This is a genomic window from Limnoglobus roseus (assembly GCF_008254045.1).
GTDB lineage: Bacteria > Planctomycetota > Planctomycetia > Gemmatales > Gemmataceae > Limnoglobus > Limnoglobus roseus.
In genome coordinates this window covers 8,226,723-8,247,433 of record NZ_CP042425.1, presented here as the reverse complement: position 1 = coordinate 8,247,433, position 20,711 = coordinate 8,226,723, and the positions used below count along the sequence as shown (strand labels likewise).

Genomic DNA, 20,711 nt, shown 5'->3' with positions numbered 1-20,711 from the left:
CGTGCCGCGACCGCACTTCGACCACCTCGCCGCCCCTTACGTTTGGCTCGAACGCCTGAGCTACGGCGGTCTGCTCCAGTGGTGCCGCACGGCCCTGCTCGGGGAACTGTCCGACGCGCGGTTTGCTCTGGTCCTCGGCGACGGTGACGGCCGATTCTTGGAAGCGTTCGTGAAGGCGAACACCGAAGTACGGATCGACGCCTTCGACGTCAGTCCCGCGATGGTGGCCCTCGCCGAGCGACGGGTCTGCCGGGCGACCGCTGATCGCGTGCATTTCACCGTGGCCGACGTGCGGGACGTGTGTTTCTCGCCAGGGCGGTACGACCTGATCGTGACGAACTTCTTCCTCGATTGCTTTGCCGAAGCCGAACTGCGGACGTTGATCGCGGAGTTGATCCCCGCGTTGAAGCCCGGCGGGCGGTGGCTCGTCGGCGACTTTCGTCGGCCTGATTCGCGGGTGCCACGTCTGATCGCGGCGGTCGCCCTCGCAGGGATGTACCTCTTTTTCCGCGTGGCGACTCGCATCTCCGCGAGCCGGCTCGTTGATCCCGCCTCGGTACTGGATGGGCACGGGCTGAGGGTGCAGAAGAGAGTGAGCCGGTTCGGGGGCTTTCTGACGGCAGAACTGTGGCAGTTGCCGTCCGACTCAGACGAGAAATGAAAACGCGGCCCGATGGGGCCGCGCGACGTGAATCCGTCCGGGTGAGGGCTACTTCTTCTTGGCCACGGCTTTCTTCGCCGGTGCCTTCTTGGCCGCTGGTTTCGCGGTGGTTTTCGCGACGGCCTTCTTCGCCACGGGTTTCGCGGCCGGCTTCGCCGTAGGCTTGATCCCGACCTTCTTGGCGACGGTCTTCGCGGCGGTTTTCACCGACGCGACGGCCTTCTTCACCACAGGCTTCAGGACCGGTTTCGATTTTGCCGCCGGCTTGGCTTTCGCCTTCGGTTTCGCGGCGGTCGCAGTCTTGACCTGTTCCTTCACGGCGGCCACGGCGGCTGGTCCCTGGGTCGCACCGGCCACACCGCCGACTACCGCGCCAACGGCCGCCCCAAGCGGACCGAGCAGCGAACCCGCGGCCGCACCGGCCGCAGCTCCGCCGACTGCACCCAGACCCGACGGGGCTTCGGATTCGGGCGTTTTCGTCTCTTCCATTGCATCGTCTCCAGATCGGGAGGGAACCCGCACAAAAGGGAAGGGTGTGCGGGGCTGATTCGGCGTTCATCCGAGAGGAGAACTCCGTGACCTGAAAACTACCACACGAAATTCGGCCGCAACAAGAAGAACAGGATCAACGACCGTAGTCCCTAAAAACGGACGACCGCAGGGGCCGTGAAATCGCGCCAAGCCCTTCGCGTGCCTCCGGAGGGACAAGCTCAACTGGTGTTAGCCGGGGCCGGGAGCGCACGAAAAAAGCCCACCCGGTGGAACGGGTGGGCTTTTGCGATTTGCCACTGTCACTCAAGACTACTCGAGCAACAGGGTCGGCTCCCAGCCCACTCGCTCGGCGCTGGCGCGGAGCTTTTCGAGGGCGCGGTTCTGAATCTGGCGGACTCGCTCCTTGCTGATCCGGAGCAGATGACCGATTTGCCGCAGGCTGTGGGTGCCGCTGCCGGTCAAGCCGAAGCGGAGGTCGAGCACCTTGCGCTCCCGCGGACGCAGGTTGTCCATAAGGAACTTGAGCGCCTCTTGGCGTTCGTTATTCTCGTGGAGGGTCAGCGTTTGCGTGTCCGGCATCGCTTCCGTCAGCTTGAAATCGCTGTCGTCGTCGAGGACAGCGTTAAGGCTGACGGGGGTGCGGGTGGCGGTCTGAAGGTGGTTGAGGTGCTCGAGGCTGCTGCCGGTGCGCTGGGCCAGTTCTTGCGGACTCGGGAGGTGCTTGCCGCCGTGGGCGAGGGCTTCACTCTCTTGTTGAAGGAGGCCGAGTTCTTGCAGGTGGTGCGGCGAAAGGCTCACGAGGTGGCTCTGCCGGGCGACCGCGATTTGCAGCGTCTGGCGAATCCACCACGTCGCGTAGGTCGCGAGTCGGGTGCCGTGGCTCACGTCGAACCGGTCGATGGCTTGCATGAGGCCGCAGACGGCTTCTTGCAGCAGGTCGGTGTACGACAGGCTGTGGTGGCGGAACCGCTTGGCCACGTGGGCGGCGAGGCGGATGTTGGCGGAGGCGAGTCGGTGTTTGAAGTGGACGTAGCGATCCCGCAGGCGGCGGACGGCGATGCTCTCACAGCGTTCTTCGACGCAATGTTCGCGGATGAATTGGGCCATCGGCCAGGGTTCGAGGGCGGGCTTGCAGGCTCGCAGATCGGGGAAGTGGCGGGTCAGCACCCGCACCAGTTCGCTCTTGCAATCCCAGAAGCTGGTCAAGAGCTCCCGTTCTTCTTCAGGCGTCAGGAGGTCCGAGGAGAAAGTCGTAATCGAAGGTTCTTCGATCGTCGATGGAACTCGCTGTTTGCGCCGCGCAGTCTTCATATTGCCCCCAAAAGGTCACGATACAGAACGATCCGGTGGTATCCGAATGGCGCGGCGGATGAGATTATGTTGGGGCTTCGGCCGCTCGATGACGGCATTGCGCGGGCTGAATGTTGTGCCGGATCGCCCGGGGCTTAGCCCAGGCGATGAATTTTGCGGCCGACCAACCGAGGATCGTCAACGAGCGAACGGGTCCGTGTTCACTGGGTTTTCCGCCTCAGATCGCTCATCGGGTTCGGGTCGTCGCGGGCACGCAGCCAATCAACGCTTGGTAATGAAGCCTGTGTGGGATCTCATCCGCCAGCCCCAGGATTTTAACGAGGGACTTCGACAATAGCAAGTCAGTATCATCGAATTGAAGAATTTCTCCTCTATTCGTGTCAAGCCCAGTTTTTGGCACAACTGATACAAGTCCCCCAGTTCCCCAAGTCACACGAATTCCAACTACTTAGGGCGTAGTCTGATAATTTCGGCGACCTCCCAGACTCGAAGTGAGAAATCTTTCTCGCACGGCCAGAATGCGCACTAGAGTTGCGGTACTGTGACGGTTGTAATTATTTGCGGACTTCAAGGACGTCTTAACCAGCCGCAAGAGTGAGGACAGCCTTCGGTGCGAGACCCGGACCCCTACAAGACTGACCGTGATGCGATGGCCGTTACCACCGTGCCCGCGTCTCGCTACCGGCCGTCGGTCCTCGTCGTTGACGACGAGCCGACGATTCTGTCCCTCTTGGTTCATCAGTTGGGGCCGGAATTCGAGATTTTCACGGCCTGTTCGTCCGCCCAGGCGCGCAGCCAACTGTCCGCTCACCCCATCGACATTATCATCACCGACTTGAACCTGCCCGACGGCAGTGGCCTCGCCTTCCTCGAATGGGCCCGGCAAATCCACCCGCGGGTGGCCCGCGTCCTGCTCTCCGGGACGGCCCGCCTGACCGACGCCGTGGACGCGATCAACCGCTGTCAGATTCACCGCCTCGTGCTGAAACCGTGGCGGTTGGACGACCTGCTCATCACCATGCGAGCCGTGTCGCGAATGATTCAACTTGAGCGCAGCCACGAGAAGTTGCTGGAAGAATACCGCGGCCTTTTGCTCGACCTTGAGCACCGCGTGACCGACCGCACCCGCGAGTTGGAACAGAAGAATCAACTGCTCGAAAAGATGGCCCTGACCGACGCTTTGACCGGCGTGCCGAACCGCCGGGCCGTCGAACTGATCGCCCGCAAGGAACTGTTGCGACGTGCCCGGATCAACGAGCCACTGGCCCTGGGGTTGATCGACGCCGACCACTTTAAAGACATTAACTCGGCGTACCTGCTCGTCGGCGGCGACCACGTGCTGACGTGGCTCGGGCAGACGCTCCAGAACACCCTCCGCGGGACCGACGCCATCGGGCGGATCGGTGGCGAAGAATTTATGATCGTCGCCCCCAGTACCGACATGGTCGGTGCGCACACGCTCGCGGAGCGGTTGCGGTCGACCGTCGAGCGCGAGCGGACGCAGTTCAAGGGCACGTCCATCGGCATCACGATCAGCCTCGGCTTCGCCGTCGTGGAGGCCGACATGATGATGAGCTTTGACGAACTTCGCTCCGCTGCCGCTGCCGCCCTGTCGGACGCGAAGACCCAGGGCCGCAACCGAGCCATTATCCGCCGCCTGTCTGCCGAGGCCGTCCCGATCGGGTAACGGCTGACTCCTTCCTGCCCTTGTTCGTCCGCCCGTCCGCGTATAGCGTGTCCTCCGTGGGGCAATTCGCCTCTCTCTCAGGAGGAAGACGACATGATCCGTTTCGTACTCGGGCTGTTGGTGCTCGCCGCTGGCGTCGCGCTGGCCGAGGACAAGAAGGACACGCCGAAACTCAGCGGCACGTGGGCCCGCGAAGCCGAGGGGATGGAGATCAAGTTCAAGTTCGAGGAGAAGGCGCTGGTCATCACGGTCGCGAACGGCGACAACGGCATTACGGCCACGGCCGACTACACCGTGGACAAGGACGGCGTCGTGAAGGCGAAGGTGACGAAGGTCGTGGAGAAGGGCGATTTCGCGTCCAAAACCGCGAAGGGGTTCGAGTTCTCGATGAAGGTGGCGTTGAAGGACAAGAAGGCCACGATCAGCGACTTCAAGAGCGAGCACACCGAGGCGAAGGCCGTGATCGAAGGCGAGTACGTGAAGAAGGACTGACGCCAAGGCGAGCCGAGCACCGTAAGGTGCCGGGTGAATGGCTTTGGTACTCACCCGGCACCTTACGGTGCTCGGCTCGCCAGATCAAATCTCCCCTTTCAGCCCCAACTCGTGGAAGTAGTGCTGGGTCGCGGCCTGGTTCTTCAGCAGCCAGTCGATGCTCGGCTCGTTCTTCATCGCCTTGCGGATCACCTTCACGGTCGCCTCGCGGTGGACGTCGAACAACGCCTTGTGGTCGACGTTCTCGACCGCCAGGACTGCCGGATCGAGCCACACGCTGTAAATGATGCCGAGGTCGTTCGCCAACTTCTTCGGGATAATCTTCTCGCGGACGGCGTCGAGTACGCCGTTGGCGATCCCGGCTTGCACCGTGCCCATCAGAATGTTCGTGTACCGCGGGTCGGACACCGTTACCTTGCTGACCATGAGCGTGGCAGGTTTCACCTGCACGTCGCTGTTGAGGATGGCGAAGACCTTCGTGTGCCCCTTTACTTGATCGCCGAGGAGCGTCGCGAGGGCTTGTCCCACGGGGCCGTCGAGCGCGCCCAGGATGATCTCCGGCTCCGCGCACAGGTAGTCGATGGGGCCTTCGACGAGAGCTTCGGCGGTCCGCAAGATGATTTTGCCGGCCATGAGTCTGCCTTGTGACAAGGGAAGAGAACTCCCCGCATTGTGCGGGCGGAAACGTGTGGCGGCCATCGGCGACCGCGGCTTATTGCGTCTTGGCCGCGCCGCGGAGTTCCTTCACCGTTTTCTGAATCTCGGTTTCGATCGCGTCTAATTGCTTCTCGGTGTCCGTCGGCGATGGAGTGGACTTAGCGGCCTCGATCGTGTTCACGGCCTTCACGAAGGCCTGACTGACATCCACGTTCGACGTCGCGATGCGCTTCTTCATCGCTGGCAGCAGCGGCTTCGCGTCAGCCCCCAGGGTGGCCGCGGCTATCGCGGCACAACGCAGGGCGTCGTGATTGACCTCTTCCGCCAGGAACTTTTCCAGTTCCTTCACGATAGCCGGGCGGTTGCCGCGGGTCGCTGCCAACCCCAGGATCGCCCGGGCACGGACGCTGTCGGCCGGGTCGCGTAAGCGGGCGACGTGCCGTTCGTACACGTCCTGCGGTCCCAGCAGCGTCACCCCGGTCGGGAGTTCGGTGAGCGGCAGGTAAATGCCTTTCAAGCGGGTCAAAAGCCCCTCCAGCCGCTGTCGTGCCTCGACGGACTCCGTCGTCTTGAGGGCCGCCTTGATGTACGGCACGCCCGTGTAGTGCAACTCGCGGAGTTTCTTGGCGGCCGCCTCGCGGGTCGCGAACGCGGGGTGGTCGAGGTCGGCGATAAGGGCGTTGATCGCGGTCTCGTCCGGCTTGCCCGGCGGCTTTGGCACGGTGACGTGAACGATCATCACGATCGGCTGTTTGCTCCCGACCGCCTGTTCGAGGACGCCTGCAACGTGAACGGACCAGTCGAAGGCGATGCCCTTTTTCTGGCCCAGGTCTTTCGTTTCTCCGGGGCCGGCCACCAGATGGATTTCTTTGTCCTTGTCCGGCAGTTTGGCGAACGCGCGGAGGGCCGCGTTCAGGGCAGCCGTGTCCCCGCGGTAGTAGAAACTGGGCGAGCCGTTGACTTCATACCAGTAAACCCGCGTCGGCAGGTTCGCGACGCCGGCGACCTCCGGCGCGAGGCCCCATTGTGACGGCATAATTGGGGCGTTACCGAAGTACTCGGTCGCGAGTGCGGACGCGGCCTGCGGGATCAGAACGGCCGCCAGAAGGGTGAGGAACAGTCGTCGGGCGGACATGACAGAAGCTCCGGGGGAGTGAGCCTATCTCATGAAGACGACAAGTCCGCGGAGATCTCACACGTCGGGCAGCTTCCCGGCGAGGATGTCCTTCTCCCACTGCTCCTGCAACGGCCACTTGACCGCACAGGTGCCGAAGTCGGCCATGTACTGGTACTGCTTCAGCCGGTCGATGGTTGCCTGCAACATCGCCGGATCCTTGCGGAAATACGGCCCGTGACTCGGCAGGAGAATCTCGGCTTCCTTGTCGTCGCGGATGCGTTCGAGGCTGCTGATGAACTGCGGCAGGCTGGACCCGTGGTGTGCGTCGATGACGCCGACGCACCCGTCACGGTAGATGTTGTCGCCGCTGAACAGCAGGCTGCCGAGCTTGAAACTGAGTTGCCCGGGCGTGTGGCCGGGCGTGGACCACACGTCGAGTTTGAGCTTGCCGACCTTGATCGAGTCGCCGTCTTTGAGCTTCGTGTCGATCTTGCACGGCGGCATCGCGATCTCGAAGTTCTGGGCGGCGATTTTCGCGAACGTTTGCTCCGTCTCCCCGGCTTCCAGCAGCACCGCCGCCTTGGGGTGCGCCGCCGCCTTCGTCTTCAATCGCTCGCGGGCCTTCGCCAGTGCTTGAACGTGGTCCGCGTCGGCGTGCGTGGCGATGACCATCTTGCACTTCGACAGCGGGAAGTCCATCTCGCGGATGAGGTCGATCAGTTCGCCGAGGGACTCGTCCAGCCCGATGTCGAGCAGCACGTATTCCGTGCCGCCGTCGATCAGGTAGACGTTCACGTCGAACGAATGCCCGGCCGCGATGCCGAGTTCGATGACGTTCGGGAAGATGTACTTGCGATTCTGCATGCGCAGTCCCAGCTTGGTGAGCGCTCCGGTTTCAGTCATTCTCGGAATTCGGGGGAAAGGAACAACCCGATCGGCCGCGCGCAGGGGTGTTCGGAGGAACAAATCATGATCGGTGGCTGGTTTTGCCACAACGGTTCGCGTTCATCGGTTAGAATGAATCAGCTTTCTTGAGCGTCCGACCTCCGGCACACACGGCCCGACCCAACGATGGATACGCCGACGCAGAGGTTCGAATCGTCCGACGAAACCGTGGTCGAACTTTTGCGCCTGCCGTACCGCCTCGGCGACTACGAACTAGTTGCCGTGATCGGGCAGGGCGGGATGGGCGTCGTCTACCGTGCCCGCCACCGGTCGCTTGAGAGCGATGCGGCGGTCAAGGTTCTGAACCCGGCCATCGCCTATCACCCGTCGGCCCGTCAGCGGTTCTTGCAAGAGGCCCGCATTACGGCGGCCCTCCGCCACGAGAACGTCGTCCGCGTCGTACACGTCGGCGAAGCGGGGGCCATCCTCTACCTGGTCATGGAACTGTTGGAAGGCGAATCGCTGGCCGCCCGGCTGGCGAACGGCCCGCCGCTGACAATGGCCGATACCGCCCGCATCGGCCGAGAGGTCGCCTCGGCACTCGCGGAAGCCCACCGCCGCAACCTCGTCCACCGCGACATCAAGCCCGGCAACATCTTCCTCGAACGCCGCGAAGGGGCCGCACCCCGGACCAAACTCCTCGACTTCGGCATCGCCCGCCGGGAGGACGCGGAATCCAGCCTCACGTCCCTCCACGCCCTCATCGGCACGCCACGGTACATGGCCCCGGAGCAGACGAACGATTCGCACGTCGGCAGCCCGGCGGACGTTTTCAGCCTCGGGAGCGTGCTGTACGAACTGGCCAGCGGGCAAAGCCCGTTCCTCGCCGGGTCGCACGCGGCCGTCTTCCGCCGGGTCGCCGAGTACGATCCACCGCCGCTGAAAGAGAGCCGGCCCGACACTCCGGAGAGGCTCTCGTCGCTGATCCACAACTGCCTGCGGAAAGACCCGGCCCTGCGACCGTCCGCGAAAGTCGTGGAAGAACAGTTGACCGGGGTCGAAACCGATCCCGATTCGCGCGCCTGGTTGCAAACCGCACCGCCGCCGCCGGATTGCCCCACTGAAACCTGGGTACGCCCGTCGCCGGCCCGCCCCCGCCGCCGACGGCTGCTCGCGGGACTGGCCGCGGTCGTCGGCGTGGCCCTGTTGTCCGTCGGCGGGTATTGCCTGTGGCCGTCACGCCAAGGCAATCCGCCCCCGCTCGATGTGCCCCCGCCGCGGGCGCTCATCGACGACCAGACGCAAACCGTCCTGACCCGGTGGAAGATGGGCGACCCGCCGCCGTTCGAGGAGTGGCTTCGCGGCCGGCGGATTCGCACGGTCCGCCAGAAGGGGGAGGCCGAGTTTCAGAGCCTCACCGCGGCCCTCGCGGCGGTCAATGCGGGGGAGGCGATCGAACTGCTCGACGCGGGTCCGTACACCGAACTGGACGTGCTGCCGGACGGGTCTTGGGGTTGGACCGTTCCGAAGGACGTGGGGCTGTTCAGTCGGACCGGGACCGTGTTGCTCGCCCAGAAATACGTCGTCGATTCCACGATCCCGTCGAAGAACGGGCGGGTCTGTTACAACGGCCCCAAGATTCTCGCCGAGTCGGGCCTTCGGTTGCACGGTCTCACGTTCCAGGCCGACGCGCCGCCGGACGATACCGAGGACGCATCCGCCTGGGGCGTGTTGCTCGGCGGCCCTTGCGTCATCGAAGATTGTCTGTTCTTGCGGCCCCAGGCACCGCGGCCGGAAAAACACTTCAAAGTGCTGAGCTTGAACTTCACCCCGACGGTACCAACGCAACTCGCACTCCGCCGGTGTTGGCTCGAAGGCACTCTGAACACCCACTACCGGAACCCGGCCGTGCGGATTGAGGCGCGGGTCGAAAACTGCGTGTTCGGCGACGCCGCTCAGAACCTCTGGCTCAAACTGGCTAACACCCGCTGGGCGTTCGTCGAGAACGTGTTTCAAGCCGGGGACGTGTGTGCCGCGATCGGCACGGACCGCTATCGGCCGAACGTGGGGCAACCCGAACTGTTGTTCGGGCGGAACACGTTCCTGGCCCGAAGGCGTTCGCCGCTGCGGGTCGAACGGTACGAGAAAGGTCCACTGGCCCCGATCCGAGCGTCACTTTTCGACAACTCGTTCGAGAGTGAGGACGAGGAGTCTATCCACTTCGCCGTCTCGCAGGACGCCCGTGAGAGTCGAGTTTGGGCGACCGGCGGGAACTGGTCCTCCGGCCGATCCGGGGTCGAGTGGTTCCCGATGGCCGAAGGAAAAATCCAGTTCGCTTCGCGGAACCCGCTGGACCCGACGTTCGCCCAAATCGTGAACGACCCGCCGGCCGTGCCGGAAAAGAGAACCCGGTTCCCCGGCGCGATCCAGCCGGACTCCGCCCCTCCCGGCTGGCTCCGCAGACTTCAGGATCGCCGCCGGGCTGCCGTCCCGTAGGTCCGCTGACCTTATCCCGTCACCGCGCCCGCACTCGCCGAGGTCACGAGCTTCGCGTACTTCGCCAGCACACCGCGTTCGACGCGGATGGCCGGCTTCTGCCAGGCGGCCTTTCGCTTCGCCAACTCCTCGTCGGAAATGTTCACCTGGAGCAACTTCTTGTCGCCGTCGATGGTGATGCTGTCACCATTCTTGAGCAAGCCGATCACACCGCCGGTCCAGGCTTCCGGCGAGACGTGGCCGACCACGAGGCCGTGGGTGCCACCGCTGAACCGGCCGTCGGTGATGAGGCCGACCGACGCGCCCAAGCCCTGGCCCATCAGCGCGCCGGTGATGCTCAGCATCTCGCGCATGCCCGGCCCGCCAACGGGGCCTTCGCCGCGGATCACGACCACGTCGCCGGCCACGATCTTTTGGGCCTGAATCGCCTGGAAGCAAGCCTCTTCGCCGTCGAACACCTTCGCCGGGCCGGTGATGTTCCGCACCTTCAGGCCGGACAGTTTCGCCACGCAGCCTTCGGGGGCAAGGTTGCCCTTGAGGATGACGATGTGCCCCTTGTCGTACTTCGGCTGGTCGAGCGGCATCATCACCTTCCGCCGCGGGTTGGCGTACACGCTCTGCACGTCGGCCAGGTTCTCGGCCAACGTCTTGCCCGTCACGGTGATGCAGTCGCCGTGCAGCATCCCGGCGTCGAGCAACGCCTTCAGCACGGCCGGGGTGCCGCCTTCGCGGAACAGGTCGTACATGACGTACTTGCCGCTCGGCTTGAGGTCCGCGAGGTGCGGCACCTTCATGCCGAGGCGGTCGAAGTCTTCGAGCGTCCACTGCACCTGGGCCTCGTGGGCAATCGCCATGAGGTGCAGCACGGCGTTCGTCGAACCGCCGAGCGCGAGGACTGTGGTGTAGGCGTTCTCCAGCGACTTCCGCGTGATGATGTCCCGCGGGCGGATGTTCGCTTGCACGCAGGCGACGAGCGCCCGGCCGGCGAGGTACGTTTCCCGCTCTTTGGCGGCGGAGATGGCCGGGTAGCTGGCGTCCGACGGCAGCGACATGCCCATCGCTTCAATCGCGGTGGACATGGTGTTGGCCGTGTACATGCCGCCGCACGACCCGGCCCCGGGGCAGCTCTCGCACTCGACCTTGTGCAGTTTCTTCTCGTCGATGAGGCCCGCCTGGAATTTGCCCACGGCCTCGAAGATCGAGACGATGTCCAGGTCCTCGCCGTCCGGCCCGATGCCGGGGAGGATGCTGCCGCCGTAGACAAACACGCTGGGGATGTTCAGCCGGGCCATCGCCATGACGCAGCCGGGCATGTTCTTGTCGCACCCGCCGACGGCGAGCAGGCCGTCGTGGTTCATCGCCCCGGCGACCGTCTCCAGGCTGTCGGCGATGACCTCCCGGCTGACGAGGCTGTACCGCATGCCCATGTGGCCCATGCTGATGCCGTCGGAAACGGTCGGCGCGCCGAAGATTTGCGGCACGCCGCCGGCCGAGCGGATGCCTTCGATGGCCTTTCGTGCGAGACGATCGAGGTGAGTATTGCAGGGCGTGATATCACTGTGCAGGGACGCAACGCCGAGGATCGGCTTTTCGAAGTCGTCGTCTTGGAAGCCGACGGCCCGCAACATGGCCCGGTTCGGGGAGCGGCTCATCCCCTCTGTGGTCGTCAAACTCTTTCGATTCGTCACATCTGGCATAACTGCACCTGCAAGAGAGATTATCGCCTGGGAAACCTAGGCAAACTACCGTGGTTCTGGGGAGTGTGTTCTAGGAAGTCAGAGTACGCGACAGCCGCGTTGGGCCAAAAATTCCAGAAAATCGGGACGTACCGTTTGCAACGACTGTAATCACGCTCTAGGTATTGGTGTCGCGATCAAGCAGGGTTCACCTAAGTAGTCGGCTCGAACCGACTCGCCCGCTGGCCGCAAACATTATTCAGTACGGAGTGTCCGATGAACAAGCTCGCACGCAAAGTGGTTGAGTTCCTGAAGAAGGAAGATGGTCCGACGGCTGTGGAATACGCTGTGATGTTGGCCCTCATCATCGTGGTCTGCATCGCGGCCATCACCGCCCTCGGTAGCACGGCTAGCCAAACGTTCAGCTACGTCAACGGCCGCGTCGCCGCCGGCAACGGCGCGAGCTAAGCTGGTTTCGTAGAGAACAGTTCTACCGTTGGGGGTGTGGTGGTCGTTCTGTCGACTGCCGCGCCCCCAACCCGCTTTTGGTGACCGGGAGGGGCGCGGGGCGTTGCGTGACGCGAGTCACCGCCTTACCCCCTCGAGGTTGCTATGAAGAATTTGCTCCGTCCTGTGGTTCGCTTCCTGAAGAAGGAAGACGGCCCGACCGCCGTGGAATACGCGGTCATGCTCGCCCTGATTGTGGTGGTGTGCCTGATCGCGATTCAGGCCCTTGGCACGTCAACCAGTCAGACGTTCAGTTACGTGGGCAATCAGATGAAGGCAACGTCCGGCGGCGCAAGCTCCTAACCGGCGAAATCGTGTTCTCGCGAATCAACCCCGGCCTTGTGCCGGGGTTGAGTTTTTCCCAGGCCGGTCAGCCCCACGGGGCCGTGCGCTTCTCGAAGAACGCGGTCAGCCCCTCGCGGCACTCTTCGCCGAGTCGCGGTTCCGCACTCGCCTTCGCCAAATCGCTCACACTCACCGCCTGCCGGGAACACGCCCGCAGCAATTCCTTCGTCGTGGCCAGCGCCTTCGGGCCGCCGCGGGTCAACGCCTCGCAGAGTCGCAGGGCCGATTGCAACACGGGTTCCGAATCCGCGACGTGGTTAATCAGGCCCACCCGCTCGGCGACGGCCGCGTCGATCAGTTGGCCGGTCAGCAGCAGGAGGCGGGCGGTGCGCTCGCCGACGTGCCGCAGCAGGTGCGGCATCACCATCGCCGCGACGAGCCCGCGGTGGACTTCCGGGTAGCCGAGGATCGCCCCGGGTGCGGCCACCGCCAGGTCGCAGACCGTCACCAACCCGGCACCGCCCGCGACGGCTGCCCCGTTCACGGCCGCGACCGTCGGTTTGGATGAACGGTAGATGCACTCGAGCAGGGCCGAGAGTTTGTGGGCGTCTTCCCAGATGATCTCGGCCGAGTCGGTGAGCGTGCCGCGGAGTTCGTCGAGGTCCATGCCGGCGCAGAAGGCAGGGCCGTTGCCGGTCAGCACGATGCACCGGACGGCGGGGTCGGCGTCGGCTCGCGCGAAGGCGGCCGTGAGTTGGGCGATGAGTTCCCGCGACAGGGCGTTCCGCTTGTCGGGGCGGTTGAGCGTCAGAATCGCGACGCGGTCTTCGATGGTGCTGAGGACGAGGTCGGACATGCGATTCCTTCTGAAATTACCCGACCCGCTTCATCGCCGCGTGGTCGTCCGGCAGGTCGATCTCCATCTGCAACAGCGTGACGGCGAGTGTCTTCCCTTGCGTGTCGGTTCGCAGGCTGCGGCTCGCACCGCCGGCCAGCACGTCGGAGAGGAGGAAGTTGACCGCGTTCACGTTCGCCGCCTCGAACCGCTCCACCCGACTCGGGCCGAGGTGGGCAAAGTAACTCCGCACGACTTCGGGCGTGAGGTTCGCCTTCAGCCATTCGAAGCCGGCGGGGGTGTACGCGATCACGGCGACGTTGGCATGGTTGCCCTTGTCGCCGCTGCGGCCGTGGGCGATCGTCGAGAGGGGAAGGTGGGCCATCGGGGTCACTCGGCCACGGTTTCACGGTCGGACTCACCCGGCAGGAAACTCAGTTCCTTGCCGACGAGGCCGGACCACTCCAGTTCCTGTAGGAACTCGGCCACCGACGGGTAGCGGTGGTCGGGCACCTTGGCGATCATCTTCGCGAGGATGCGGTCGAGGGCCGGCGGGACTTTCTTATTCACGAGGCTCGCCGTGGCGTAGACGCCTTTCTCCTTCGCCTTGATGATGTCCAACAGGTTGCTCGCGTGGAACGGCGGCTTGCCGGTGAGGCAGTGGTAGAAGACGCTGCCGAGCGAGTACAGGTCGCTGCGGGCGTCAACGTGCTTCGCGTCGCGGGCTTGTTCCGGGGCGGCGTAGAGCGGCGTGCCGATGCCGACGCCGGTCTGCGTCAGTCCGATGTCACTGTCGTCGGCCGTCTTCGCCAGCCCCAGGTCGGCCAACTTCACCGTGCGGGACTTCGCGAGCAGCAGGTTGTCCGGCTTCACGTCCCGGTGGACCATGCCGGCCTCGTGCGCGTACTGGAGGGCCAACCCGCACGACTTCGCAACGAGGGCGGCGTCGCCCACCGGCAGGCGACCGAGCTTCGTCAGCCACGAGCCGATACTGCTGCCGTCGAGCAGTTCCATCGCCAGGTAGATGAAGCCGTGGTCTTCGCCGGCCGCGAGGAGTTTGACGATGTGCGGGTGACCGAGTTTGCCCATTACGCGGACTTCGCGGTGGAATCGCTCGACGAAGCCGGGCCGTTGGGCCAGTTCCTTCGACAGCACCTTCAGGGCCACGAGCCGATTGCGGCTGACCTGCACGGCCTTGAAGACGGTCCCCATGCCGCCTTCGCCGAGTTTGCCGACGAGGCGGAAGTCGCCGAGGGTGGTCAGCAGAACCTTCGTCGGGGCTTTCTTCGGCGGGGATTCCGAGTAGTCGTGCGTTCGGTCCAGGTCAGCGGGTTGCCAGTCCTGCGTCTGGTCGAGGGGGTTAGGCGTGGGCATCGAATTGTCTCGCGGGTGGGCGTCCGATCTACAACTTTAACCCATCCGACGCGGCGGGAGTACCGAAAGTTTCAACCGAGATGGTCCACGAAATGCGAACCGCCCGCGGCAAGCGCGGGCGGTTCGGGTCGATCCGGGAGGCCTGAGGTTACTTCTGGTCCTTCTTCTCGTCCTTCTTCTCGTCGTCGAACGCCTTCACCATGCGCTCGACTTGCGGCTTGAGCCGTTCGTCGGCGGCATCGACCGCCTTCTGGCCGTACTCCTTCGCCTTCGCCTTTTCGCCGGCGGCGAAGTACGATTGGGCCGCGCCGAGCAGGCTGCGGACGTCCTTGTCGCCGCCCAACTTGAGGGCGGCTTCCGCGGCCTTGACCGACAAGCCGACGAGCGCCTTCTGGTCCTTCGCGTCCGGGCTGCGGAGCACCGCCGCGACTTGGCCGAGGAGCATGTCGTCCTGGGCCTTCGTCCCGCGCGTGATCAGGTTGCGGGCCAGGATCGCCACGTCGTCGTACTTCTTCGCCTTGATCATCAGGTTCAACTTCGGGCTGACGAAGTACGGAATCTTCGATAGGCCGGGGTACTTCTTCTCGAAGGCGGCCAACGCGGCCAGACCGTCCGCCGCGTCGCCGCGGCCGCCGATCGCCTTGAAGACTTCGTCCACTTCCTTCTCAACCGCGTCGACTTCCTTGGCACTGTCCTCGGCCTTCCACGAGCCGTCCACGACCTTCGGCAGCACCACGTCCAGGAACATCGGGTGGCCGATGTACGCGATGTTGCCGGTCTTGTCGACGACGAAACAGCACGGGATGCCGTTCTGTCCGGCGGCCGCCATCCAGTTCTCGTAGGTGTCGTTGCCGTCGGAGTAGGCGAACGTGTACCCGAGGGCCGGGCCGCGCTTCGTGACGAACGCCGAGACTTTCTCTTCGGTGTTGCCGTTCTTGTCCTTGTGCGTGTAGCCGATGAAGGTGACGCCCTTGTCCTTGAACTCGGCCTGCATCTCGGACATGTGCGGCATCATGACGATGCACGGCCCGCACCACGTCGCCCAGAACTCGACGACGTAAATCTTGCCGCTGGCGAACTCATTGACCTCCGCCCCCTGGAGCCACTTGTCGGCCTTGAAGGCGGGGGCCTTGTCGCCGGCCTTCAGGGTCGGTTCGGTCCGCTTCTTCTTCGGCGGAGCGACCTTCTCGCCTTTGTCTTCGACCTTTTTGGCTTCGACGGCTTTCTTCTCGTCGGCCGGCTTCTTGTCGTCGGCCGAGGCGGCCACCATGGCCCCGGTCATCGCGAGGGTTGCCAAGAACTTTCGCATCATCGGCTCCAGAAGGGTTAGGGGAGAGATTGGGATTGGAAGAAGATTCTAGGGGGCGGCAGAGGGGAGGGAACGAAAATACGACTAGTTTACTGAAGTTAATGGGCCGCCCTGGGATCGCCCCCGCGACAGTCGGGTGGGAATGAGCTATGCTAACGCGGTCTGCTGAGCAGCGAGGCGGACGGGATCGAACTTCTTCACACCCAGGGTCGGCCATGTTTCAGTGGCTGTTTGGCAAACTCCAGAAGCGAGCCCAGGTCCGACAGTCGGACCGGTCGGAGCGGAACGCCGTCATCCGGCGGATCGTGACGGCGGCGGCGACTACGACCCCAAAGCGGGAGGCGGCAGCCGACGCCGTCGGGGAAGTCGTTGGACCACTGAGCGTAACCGCGGCGGCCGCCGTCGCAGCCACCGAAAGCGGCAGCATTCCGCGCGACAAGATCGCGGAGCGGGCCTACGAAATCTGGTTGCAGAACGGCCGGCCGTCTGGCACGGTCGATCGCGACTGGCTGCAAGCCGAGCGAGAAATCGCCGCGGAACGGGACGCGAAGCCGGACGCCGCCCCCGCCGTGCCGTGAGCCTCGCCTGTCAGAACGCGACGGTCCCCGATTCGCCGCTAGCCCGTTGGGATGCCCGGTACAAACTCGCGGGGCTGTTCGTCCTGGCCTTCGGCGTGGCCGTTTTGCAACGACCGCAGACCGTCGGTTGTGCGCTCGCGCTCGTCCTCGTCCTCACCTTCCTCGCGAAAATCTCGGCTCGGCGGGTTCTCGCCCGCGTTGGGTTACTCCTCGTCGCCGTGCTGCCGTTCGTGGTGGTGCTGCCGTTCGCCTCGGATCACGGCTTGGAACTCGCTGCCCTGATCGCCGGCCGGTGCGTGACGATCGGGCTGATCGGCTTGATACTGGCTGCCACGGCCACGCTGCCGCGGACGCTCGCGGCCGCACAGTCGTTGGGCGTGCCGAGTGTGCTCGTGCTGGTGGCGCAGTTGGCGTGGCGGTACGTTTTCGTACTACTCGCCGAAGCCCGCCGGCTGCGGGTGGCGCTTCAGGCGCGTGCCTTCCCGGTGCGGACGAATGCCCACACGTATCGCACTATCGGGCACGTCACCGGGGCGCTGCTCGTGCGAGGCGGCGAGCGGGCCGATCGCGTCGCGGCCGCCATGCGCTGCCGCGGTTTCGACGGCACGCCGCGGGGACTGACGCCGTTTCGCGCGACCGCCTTCGACGTGTTCGCATTGCTGCTCGTGGTCGGCGGTACGATCGCCCTCGTCGCCTGGGACCGCCTGTGATTCGCGTGACCGCCATGACGCACCGCTTCGTCGGGGGCCGTGCCGCTCTCGACGGGGTTTCGTTTACGGTCGCGGCCGGGGAAAGCGTGGCCGTCGTCGGGCCGAACGGGGCGGGGAAGACCACGCTCTTCCTGCGGTTGTGCGGCGTGTTGCCCGGCGTCCGCGGCGAGGCGACCGTCGCGAACCTCGACCCGGCCGATCGTGAACACCGGCGGAAACTGGCCGCCACCGTCGGCGTCGTGTTTCAGAACCCCGACGACCAACTCTTCAGCCCGACGGTCCTCGACGATGTCGCCTTCGGTCCGCTGAACCTCGGCCTGAGTGATATCGAAGCCCGTGACCGTGCGACGGAAGCTCTGAACGCCGTCGGCCTGCCGGATCACGCGGCCCGCGTGCCGCACCAACTCTCCGGTGGCGAGAAACGGCGGGCAGCGATTGCAACAATCCTCTCGATGCGCCCGGGGGTTCTTCTACTCGACGAGCCGTCGATGTTCCTCGACCCGCGCGGTCGGCGGGAACTCATTTACCTCGTCCGCGACTTGCCGGGAACGAAACTGATCGCCACGCACGACCTGGGCCTCGTGTTGGAAACCTGCCCGCGCGTGTTGCTACTCGACGGCGGAAAACTCGTCGCCGACGGCCCCACCGAACAAGTGTTGGGCAACGAGATGCTGATGGAAACGCACGGATTAGAAGTCCCGTACCGCCTCCGGAATGGGTAACGGCCGAAAGACCACCCGTCGTTTCGACGGGTGGGATCAGCCGAATAACTGCGAGATGGCGGCCCCGCGATTGAGTTGCACCGGGCGGTTCACACGGTCGCGCACTTCAGCGTCCGGCGGCACACCGAGCACATGATAGACCGTCGCTCCGATGTCTTCCGGTGTGAACGGCGTCGTACTCGGATACGCCCCGATCGCGTCGGACTGACCGATGACCTGGCCCGGACGCACGCCGCCGCCGAAGAACAGCCCGCTGAAACACGGTGCCCAGTGGTCGCGGCCGATCTTCGCCGCCTTGTCCTGGAAGCCCAACTTCGGCGTCCGCCCGAACTCGCCGATGACCATCACGAACGTGTCGTCGAGTTGCCCCGTTTCCGCCAGATCGTCGTACAGGGCCGATACGCCCTGATCGAGCGGCGGCAGCAAGTCCTTCTTCAGCCGGTCGAAGATGTTCGAGTGTTGATCCCAGTTCTGCACGCGGCCCATGTTCGCTTGCACGACCGTCACGCCGACTTCCAACAGCCGCCGTGAGAGCAGGAGTGACTGGCCGAACATGTGGCGGCCGTACTTGTCCCGTTTGGCGTCCGACTCCTGCGAGATATCGAACGCTTTCGCGACCTTGCCGGAGGTGAGGAGGCGGAACGCGCTGTCCTGCGTGTCGGTGAGTTTCCGCACCTCGGCCGATTCCGCCAGCCGCGATTGCTGTTGGTTGATCGCACTGAGGAGGGCCTGCCGGTTGTTCAATTCGTCCACGTCGAGGCCGGCGGCCATGCGAAGATTATCCACCTGGAAGTCCCGCTTGTTCGGGTCGGCGTTCAGTTGCCACGGGTCGTGGCGGGGGCCGAGGAAGCCGGCGTGCTGCCCCGGCCAGTGCAGGTTGCCGTCCGACAGGAAGAACGGCAGGTGAACGCCGTTCGGGATGCCGTCGGACCGTGGCCGCGTGTACGCGAGGCCGGCGGCGTAGCACGGCCAGTCTTCACGAGAGATCGGCTTGTCGAACCGCACGCCGGGCTGAATCGTGCCGGTGATGACGTGGTGCGTGGCGGCCGTGTGGTTGTTGTCCTTGTGGCTGAAGGTGCGGACCAGGGAGAACTTATCCGCGCGGGCGGCGAGCTTCGGCAGGTATTCGCCGAACCGCACGCCGGCGAGCTTCGTGGGGATGCTGCCGAACTCGCCACGAATCTCGGCCGGGGCGTCCGGCTTCGGGTCGAACGTCTCGAACTGGCTGGCCGCCCCGGTCAGGAAGACGATCAGCACCGACTTCGGCTTGCGGACCGGCGCGGCCGTCGAAACGCCAGCGAGGCTCAGCCCGAGTAGGCCCGAATAGCCGACCTGGAGCAGTTCGCGGCGATTGATGCCGATACCGTGGGGAAGGTGCATGAGAAGTCCGCGGAGGAAAGTGCAGTCCGGCAGGTAATTCAGTTGTAGTCTGAAGTGGTCCCGAACGCAAGTTAGAAAGCGGTCCTCTCGTTCTGGGGCGGGCTGTGTCTACAACGAACCTACTCTTGCTCGTCGTTTACCGGAGTCGTGCCAATGTTCCGATTCTTCGCCCTCCTCGCACTCGCGACGTTCGCGACGGCCGCCGGTGCCGCCGAGAAGCCGAACATTGTCGTCATTCTGGCCGACGATCTCGGCCGTGCCGACTGCGGGTTCATGGGCGGCAAGGACATCCCGACGCCGAACATCGACAAGTTGGCGAAGGCGGGGGCCACGCTCGACGCCTTCTACGTCCAGCCGGTGTGCAGCCCGACGCGGGCGGCGTTCATGACCGGCCGCTACCCGATGCGGCACGGCTTGCAAGTCGGCGTCGTCCGGCCGTGGGCACAATACGGCCTGCCGCTGGAAGAACAGACGATCGCGCAAGGGCTGAAGTCGGCCGGCTACACCACCGCGATTTGCGGCAAGTGGCACCTCGGGCACTTCCAGCCCGAGTACTTGCCGACCAAACGCGGCTTCGACCACCAGTACGGCCACTACAACGGGGCACTCGACTACTTCACCCACATCCGCGACGGCGGCTTCGACTGGCACCGCGACGACGCCGTTTGTCGGGACGAGGGCTACAGCACGCACCTCATCGCAAAGGAAGCGGCGAAGTTCGTGGCCGACACCGCGGGCAAGTCGCCGTTCTTCCTGTACGTCCCGTTCAACGCCGTCCACGCCCCATTGGAAGCCCCGGACGAGTACCTGAATCGTTTCCCGAACTTGAAGAATCAGCGGAAGAAGTACGCGGCGATGCTCTCGGCGATGGACGACGGCGTCGGCACGATTCTCGCGGCCCTCGATAAAGCCGGGGCGACTTCGAACACGCTCGTCATCTTCAGCAGCGACAACGGCGGACCAAGCCCCGGCACGGTCACCGACAACGGACCCTATCGGGCAGGGAAGGGCACGCTTTACGAGGGCGGCGTTCGTGTGGCCGCGTGTGCGGCGTGGCCGGGTCACATCCCGGTCGGCACGACGAATCGCGAGCCGATGCACATGGTCGACTTGTACCCGACGTTCCTCAAGATCGCCGGGGCGACCGTTTCGCAGAAGCTCCCGCTCGACGGCCTTGATGTCGGCCCGACGCTGACGGCGGGGAAGCCGTCGCCGCACGAGAGCATCTTGCTGAACACCACGCCGAGCAACGGGGCCGTGCGGGCCGGCGACTGGAAGCTCGTGGTGAAGACCGCGGCCGACGACCCCGACGGGGAAGGGGACGCGGGCAAGCCGCTGGCGAAGCCGAGCGTTGAACTGTTCGACTTGAAGGCCGACCCTTACGAGAAGACCAACCTCGCCGGGAAGGAAGCTGAAAAGGTCGCGGCCCTCCGCAAGACGCTCGACGGGTACGCCAAGCAGGCCGTGACGCCGAAGGCCAAGCCGAAGGCGAAGGACTTCGTTACCCCGAAGGTGTGGGGCGAGAAGTCGTAGTACC

At 64.7% G+C, this 20,711-nt stretch carries 21 protein-coding genes; 10 read left to right on the top strand and 11 right to left on the bottom strand.

Annotation, left to right across the window (positions count from 1 at the left end):
* Nucleotide 1: 1 nt before the first annotated feature.
* Entirely contained in the window at nucleotides 2–661 is a 660-nt protein-coding gene (locus PX52LOC_RS35300) for a class I SAM-dependent methyltransferase (RefSeq protein WP_168219402.1), read from the top strand.
* Nucleotides 662–709: 48 nt separating this feature from the next.
* Here PX52LOC_RS35300 and PX52LOC_RS35295 read toward each other — a convergent pair whose 3' ends face one another.
* Together PX52LOC_RS35295 and PX52LOC_RS35290 are read right to left on the bottom strand one after the other, a co-directional pair.
* Nucleotides 710–1,150 (bottom strand): hypothetical protein, encoded by a 441-nt coding sequence (locus PX52LOC_RS35295; RefSeq protein ID WP_149114485.1) that lies wholly within the window; start codon nucleotides 1,148–1,150, stop codon nucleotides 710–712.
* A 312-nt stretch (nucleotides 1,151–1,462) separates the two neighbouring features.
* On the bottom strand, nucleotides 1,463–2,359 hold the full coding sequence (locus PX52LOC_RS35290; RefSeq protein ID WP_246173565.1) for a sigma-70 family RNA polymerase sigma factor: 897 nt from the start codon (nucleotides 2,357–2,359) through the stop codon (nucleotides 1,463–1,465).
* Nucleotides 2,360–3,074: 715 nt separating this feature from the next.
* Here PX52LOC_RS35290 and PX52LOC_RS35285 point away from each other — a divergent pair.
* Together PX52LOC_RS35285 and PX52LOC_RS35280 are read left to right on the top strand one after the other, a co-directional pair.
* A complete protein-coding gene (locus PX52LOC_RS35285) occupies nucleotides 3,075–4,151 on the top strand; it encodes a GGDEF domain-containing response regulator (RefSeq protein WP_149114483.1) in 1,077 nt (358 codons plus the stop codon).
* A 93-nt stretch (nucleotides 4,152–4,244) separates the two neighbouring features.
* Complete coding sequence (locus PX52LOC_RS35280; protein ID WP_149114482.1) at nucleotides 4,245–4,643, top strand: hypothetical protein; 399 nt, start codon at nucleotides 4,245–4,247, stop codon at nucleotides 4,641–4,643.
* Between the two features lie 84 nt (nucleotides 4,644–4,727).
* Here PX52LOC_RS35280 and PX52LOC_RS35275 read toward each other — a convergent pair whose 3' ends face one another.
* From PX52LOC_RS35275 to PX52LOC_RS35265, 3 genes are all read right to left on the bottom strand, one after another.
* Nucleotides 4,728–5,276, bottom strand: coding sequence for a formaldehyde-activating enzyme (locus tag PX52LOC_RS35275; protein WP_149114481.1), 549 nt, complete (start codon nucleotides 5,274–5,276; stop codon nucleotides 4,728–4,730).
* A 79-nt stretch (nucleotides 5,277–5,355) separates the two neighbouring features.
* Nucleotides 5,356–6,435: a hypothetical protein gene (locus PX52LOC_RS35270; protein ID WP_149114480.1), complete on the bottom strand. Its 1,080-nt coding sequence runs from the start codon at nucleotides 6,433–6,435 to the stop codon at nucleotides 5,356–5,358.
* Nucleotides 6,436–6,492: 57 nt separating this feature from the next.
* Entirely contained in the window at nucleotides 6,493–7,320 is an 828-nt protein-coding gene (locus tag PX52LOC_RS35265; protein ID WP_246173564.1) for an MBL fold metallo-hydrolase, read from the bottom strand.
* 210 nt (nucleotides 7,321–7,530) lie between these two features.
* On the opposite strand from PX52LOC_RS35265, the gene PX52LOC_RS35260 reads away from it, so the two are divergent.
* Entirely contained in the window at nucleotides 7,531–9,798 is a 2,268-nt protein-coding gene (locus PX52LOC_RS35260) for a serine/threonine-protein kinase (protein ID WP_168219401.1), read from the top strand.
* Between the two features lie 11 nt (nucleotides 9,799–9,809).
* Here the strand turns inward: PX52LOC_RS35260 and ilvD are convergent, their stop codons facing one another.
* A complete protein-coding gene (gene ilvD, locus PX52LOC_RS35255; protein ID WP_149114478.1) occupies nucleotides 9,810–11,495 on the bottom strand; it encodes a dihydroxy-acid dehydratase in 1,686 nt (561 codons plus the stop codon).
* A gap of 255 nt (nucleotides 11,496–11,750) precedes the next feature.
* On the opposite strand from ilvD, the gene PX52LOC_RS35250 reads away from it, so the two are divergent.
* Entirely contained in the window at nucleotides 11,751–11,942 is a 192-nt protein-coding gene (locus PX52LOC_RS35250) for a Flp family type IVb pilin (protein WP_149114477.1), read from the top strand.
* A gap of 144 nt (nucleotides 11,943–12,086) precedes the next feature.
* Complete coding sequence (locus PX52LOC_RS35245; RefSeq protein WP_149114476.1) at nucleotides 12,087–12,284, top strand: Flp family type IVb pilin; 198 nt, start codon at nucleotides 12,087–12,089, stop codon at nucleotides 12,282–12,284.
* A 67-nt stretch (nucleotides 12,285–12,351) separates the two neighbouring features.
* Here the strand turns inward: PX52LOC_RS35245 and PX52LOC_RS35240 are convergent, their stop codons facing one another.
* The 4 genes from PX52LOC_RS35240 to PX52LOC_RS35225 form a co-directional block, all read right to left on the bottom strand.
* Nucleotides 12,352–13,122 carry an enoyl-CoA hydratase/isomerase family protein gene (locus PX52LOC_RS35240; protein WP_149114475.1) on the bottom strand — a complete coding sequence of 257 codons (771 nt, stop codon included), beginning with the start codon at nucleotides 13,120–13,122 and terminating at the stop codon, nucleotides 12,352–12,354.
* 16 nt (nucleotides 13,123–13,138) lie between these two features.
* On the bottom strand, nucleotides 13,139–13,486 hold the full coding sequence (locus tag PX52LOC_RS35235; RefSeq protein WP_149114474.1) for an AtuA-related protein: 348 nt from the start codon (nucleotides 13,484–13,486) through the stop codon (nucleotides 13,139–13,141).
* 5 nt (nucleotides 13,487–13,491) lie between these two features.
* Complete coding sequence (locus PX52LOC_RS35230; RefSeq protein ID WP_149114473.1) at nucleotides 13,492–14,475, bottom strand: serine/threonine-protein kinase; 984 nt, start codon at nucleotides 14,473–14,475, stop codon at nucleotides 13,492–13,494.
* A gap of 148 nt (nucleotides 14,476–14,623) precedes the next feature.
* On the bottom strand, nucleotides 14,624–15,787 hold the full coding sequence (locus PX52LOC_RS35225) for a TlpA disulfide reductase family protein (RefSeq protein ID WP_149114472.1): 1,164 nt from the start codon (nucleotides 15,785–15,787) through the stop codon (nucleotides 14,624–14,626).
* A gap of 212 nt (nucleotides 15,788–15,999) precedes the next feature.
* Here PX52LOC_RS35225 and PX52LOC_RS41360 point away from each other — a divergent pair, with 212 nt between their 5' ends.
* The 3 genes from PX52LOC_RS41360 to PX52LOC_RS35215 are packed head-to-tail and all read left to right on the top strand — an operon-like array spanning nucleotide 16,000 to nucleotide 17,794.
* On the top strand, nucleotides 16,000–16,362 hold the full coding sequence (locus tag PX52LOC_RS41360) for a DUF2934 domain-containing protein (RefSeq protein ID WP_168219400.1): 363 nt from the start codon (nucleotides 16,000–16,002) through the stop codon (nucleotides 16,360–16,362).
* Entirely contained in the window at nucleotides 16,359–17,072 is a 714-nt protein-coding gene (locus tag PX52LOC_RS35220) for an energy-coupling factor transporter transmembrane component T family protein (protein ID WP_168219399.1), read from the top strand. The genes PX52LOC_RS41360 and PX52LOC_RS35220 overlap by 4 nt, the downstream gene beginning before the upstream one ends.
* A 14-nt stretch (nucleotides 17,073–17,086) precedes the next feature.
* The gene (locus PX52LOC_RS35215; protein ID WP_149114470.1) at nucleotides 17,087–17,794 is read left to right on the top strand and encodes an energy-coupling factor ABC transporter ATP-binding protein; all 708 of its coding nucleotides are present in this window, start codon (nucleotides 17,087–17,089) and stop codon (nucleotides 17,792–17,794) included.
* A 36-nt stretch (nucleotides 17,795–17,830) separates the two neighbouring features.
* Here PX52LOC_RS35215 and PX52LOC_RS35210 read toward each other — a convergent pair whose 3' ends face one another.
* On the bottom strand, nucleotides 17,831–19,174 hold the full coding sequence (locus PX52LOC_RS35210) for a DUF1501 domain-containing protein (RefSeq protein ID WP_149114469.1): 1,344 nt from the start codon (nucleotides 19,172–19,174) through the stop codon (nucleotides 17,831–17,833).
* Between the two features lie 153 nt (nucleotides 19,175–19,327).
* On the opposite strand from PX52LOC_RS35210, the gene PX52LOC_RS35205 reads away from it, so the two are divergent.
* A complete protein-coding gene (locus tag PX52LOC_RS35205; protein WP_149114468.1) occupies nucleotides 19,328–20,707 on the top strand; it encodes an arylsulfatase B in 1,380 nt (459 codons plus the stop codon).
* Nucleotides 20,708–20,711: the final 4 nt, after the last annotated feature.

Bases quoted from the DNA above. Each gene is read 5' to 3' on its own strand.
- PX52LOC_RS35235 (WP_149114474.1), bottom strand. From the start codon at position 13,486: ATGGCCCACCTTCCCCTCTCGACGATCGCCCACGGCCGCAGCGGCGAC.
- PX52LOC_RS35295 (WP_149114485.1), bottom strand. From the start codon at position 1,150: ATGGAAGAGACGAAAACGCCCGAATCCGAAGCCCCGTCGGGTCTGGGT.
- PX52LOC_RS35265 (WP_246173564.1), bottom strand. From the start codon at position 7,320: ATGACTGAAACCGGAGCGCTCACCAAGCTGGGACTGCGCATGCAGAAT.
- PX52LOC_RS35230 (WP_149114473.1), bottom strand. From the start codon at position 14,475: ATGCCCACGCCTAACCCCCTCGACCAGACGCAGGACTGGCAACCCGCT.
- PX52LOC_RS35250 (WP_149114477.1), top strand. From the start codon at position 11,751: ATGAACAAGCTCGCACGCAAAGTGGTTGAGTTCCTGAAGAAGGAAGAT.
- PX52LOC_RS35225 (WP_149114472.1), bottom strand. From the start codon at position 15,787: ATGATGCGAAAGTTCTTGGCAACCCTCGCGATGACCGGGGCCATGGTG.
- PX52LOC_RS35245 (WP_149114476.1), top strand. From the start codon at position 12,087: ATGAAGAATTTGCTCCGTCCTGTGGTTCGCTTCCTGAAGAAGGAAGAC.
- PX52LOC_RS41360 (WP_168219400.1), top strand. From the start codon at position 16,000: ATGTTTCAGTGGCTGTTTGGCAAACTCCAGAAGCGAGCCCAGGTCCGA.
- ilvD (WP_149114478.1), bottom strand. From the start codon at position 11,495: ATGCCAGATGTGACGAATCGAAAGAGTTTGACGACCACAGAGGGGATG.
- PX52LOC_RS35215 (WP_149114470.1), top strand. From the start codon at position 17,087: ATGACGCACCGCTTCGTCGGGGGCCGTGCCGCTCTCGACGGGGTTTCG.
- PX52LOC_RS35205 (WP_149114468.1), top strand. From the start codon at position 19,328: ATGTTCCGATTCTTCGCCCTCCTCGCACTCGCGACGTTCGCGACGGCC.
- PX52LOC_RS35210 (WP_149114469.1), bottom strand. From the start codon at position 19,174: ATGCACCTTCCCCACGGTATCGGCATCAATCGCCGCGAACTGCTCCAG.
- PX52LOC_RS35280 (WP_149114482.1), top strand. From the start codon at position 4,245: ATGATCCGTTTCGTACTCGGGCTGTTGGTGCTCGCCGCTGGCGTCGCG.
- PX52LOC_RS35275 (WP_149114481.1), bottom strand. From the start codon at position 5,276: ATGGCCGGCAAAATCATCTTGCGGACCGCCGAAGCTCTCGTCGAAGGC.
- PX52LOC_RS35270 (WP_149114480.1), bottom strand. From the start codon at position 6,435: ATGTCCGCCCGACGACTGTTCCTCACCCTTCTGGCGGCCGTTCTGATC.
- PX52LOC_RS35240 (WP_149114475.1), bottom strand. From the start codon at position 13,122: ATGTCCGACCTCGTCCTCAGCACCATCGAAGACCGCGTCGCGATTCTG.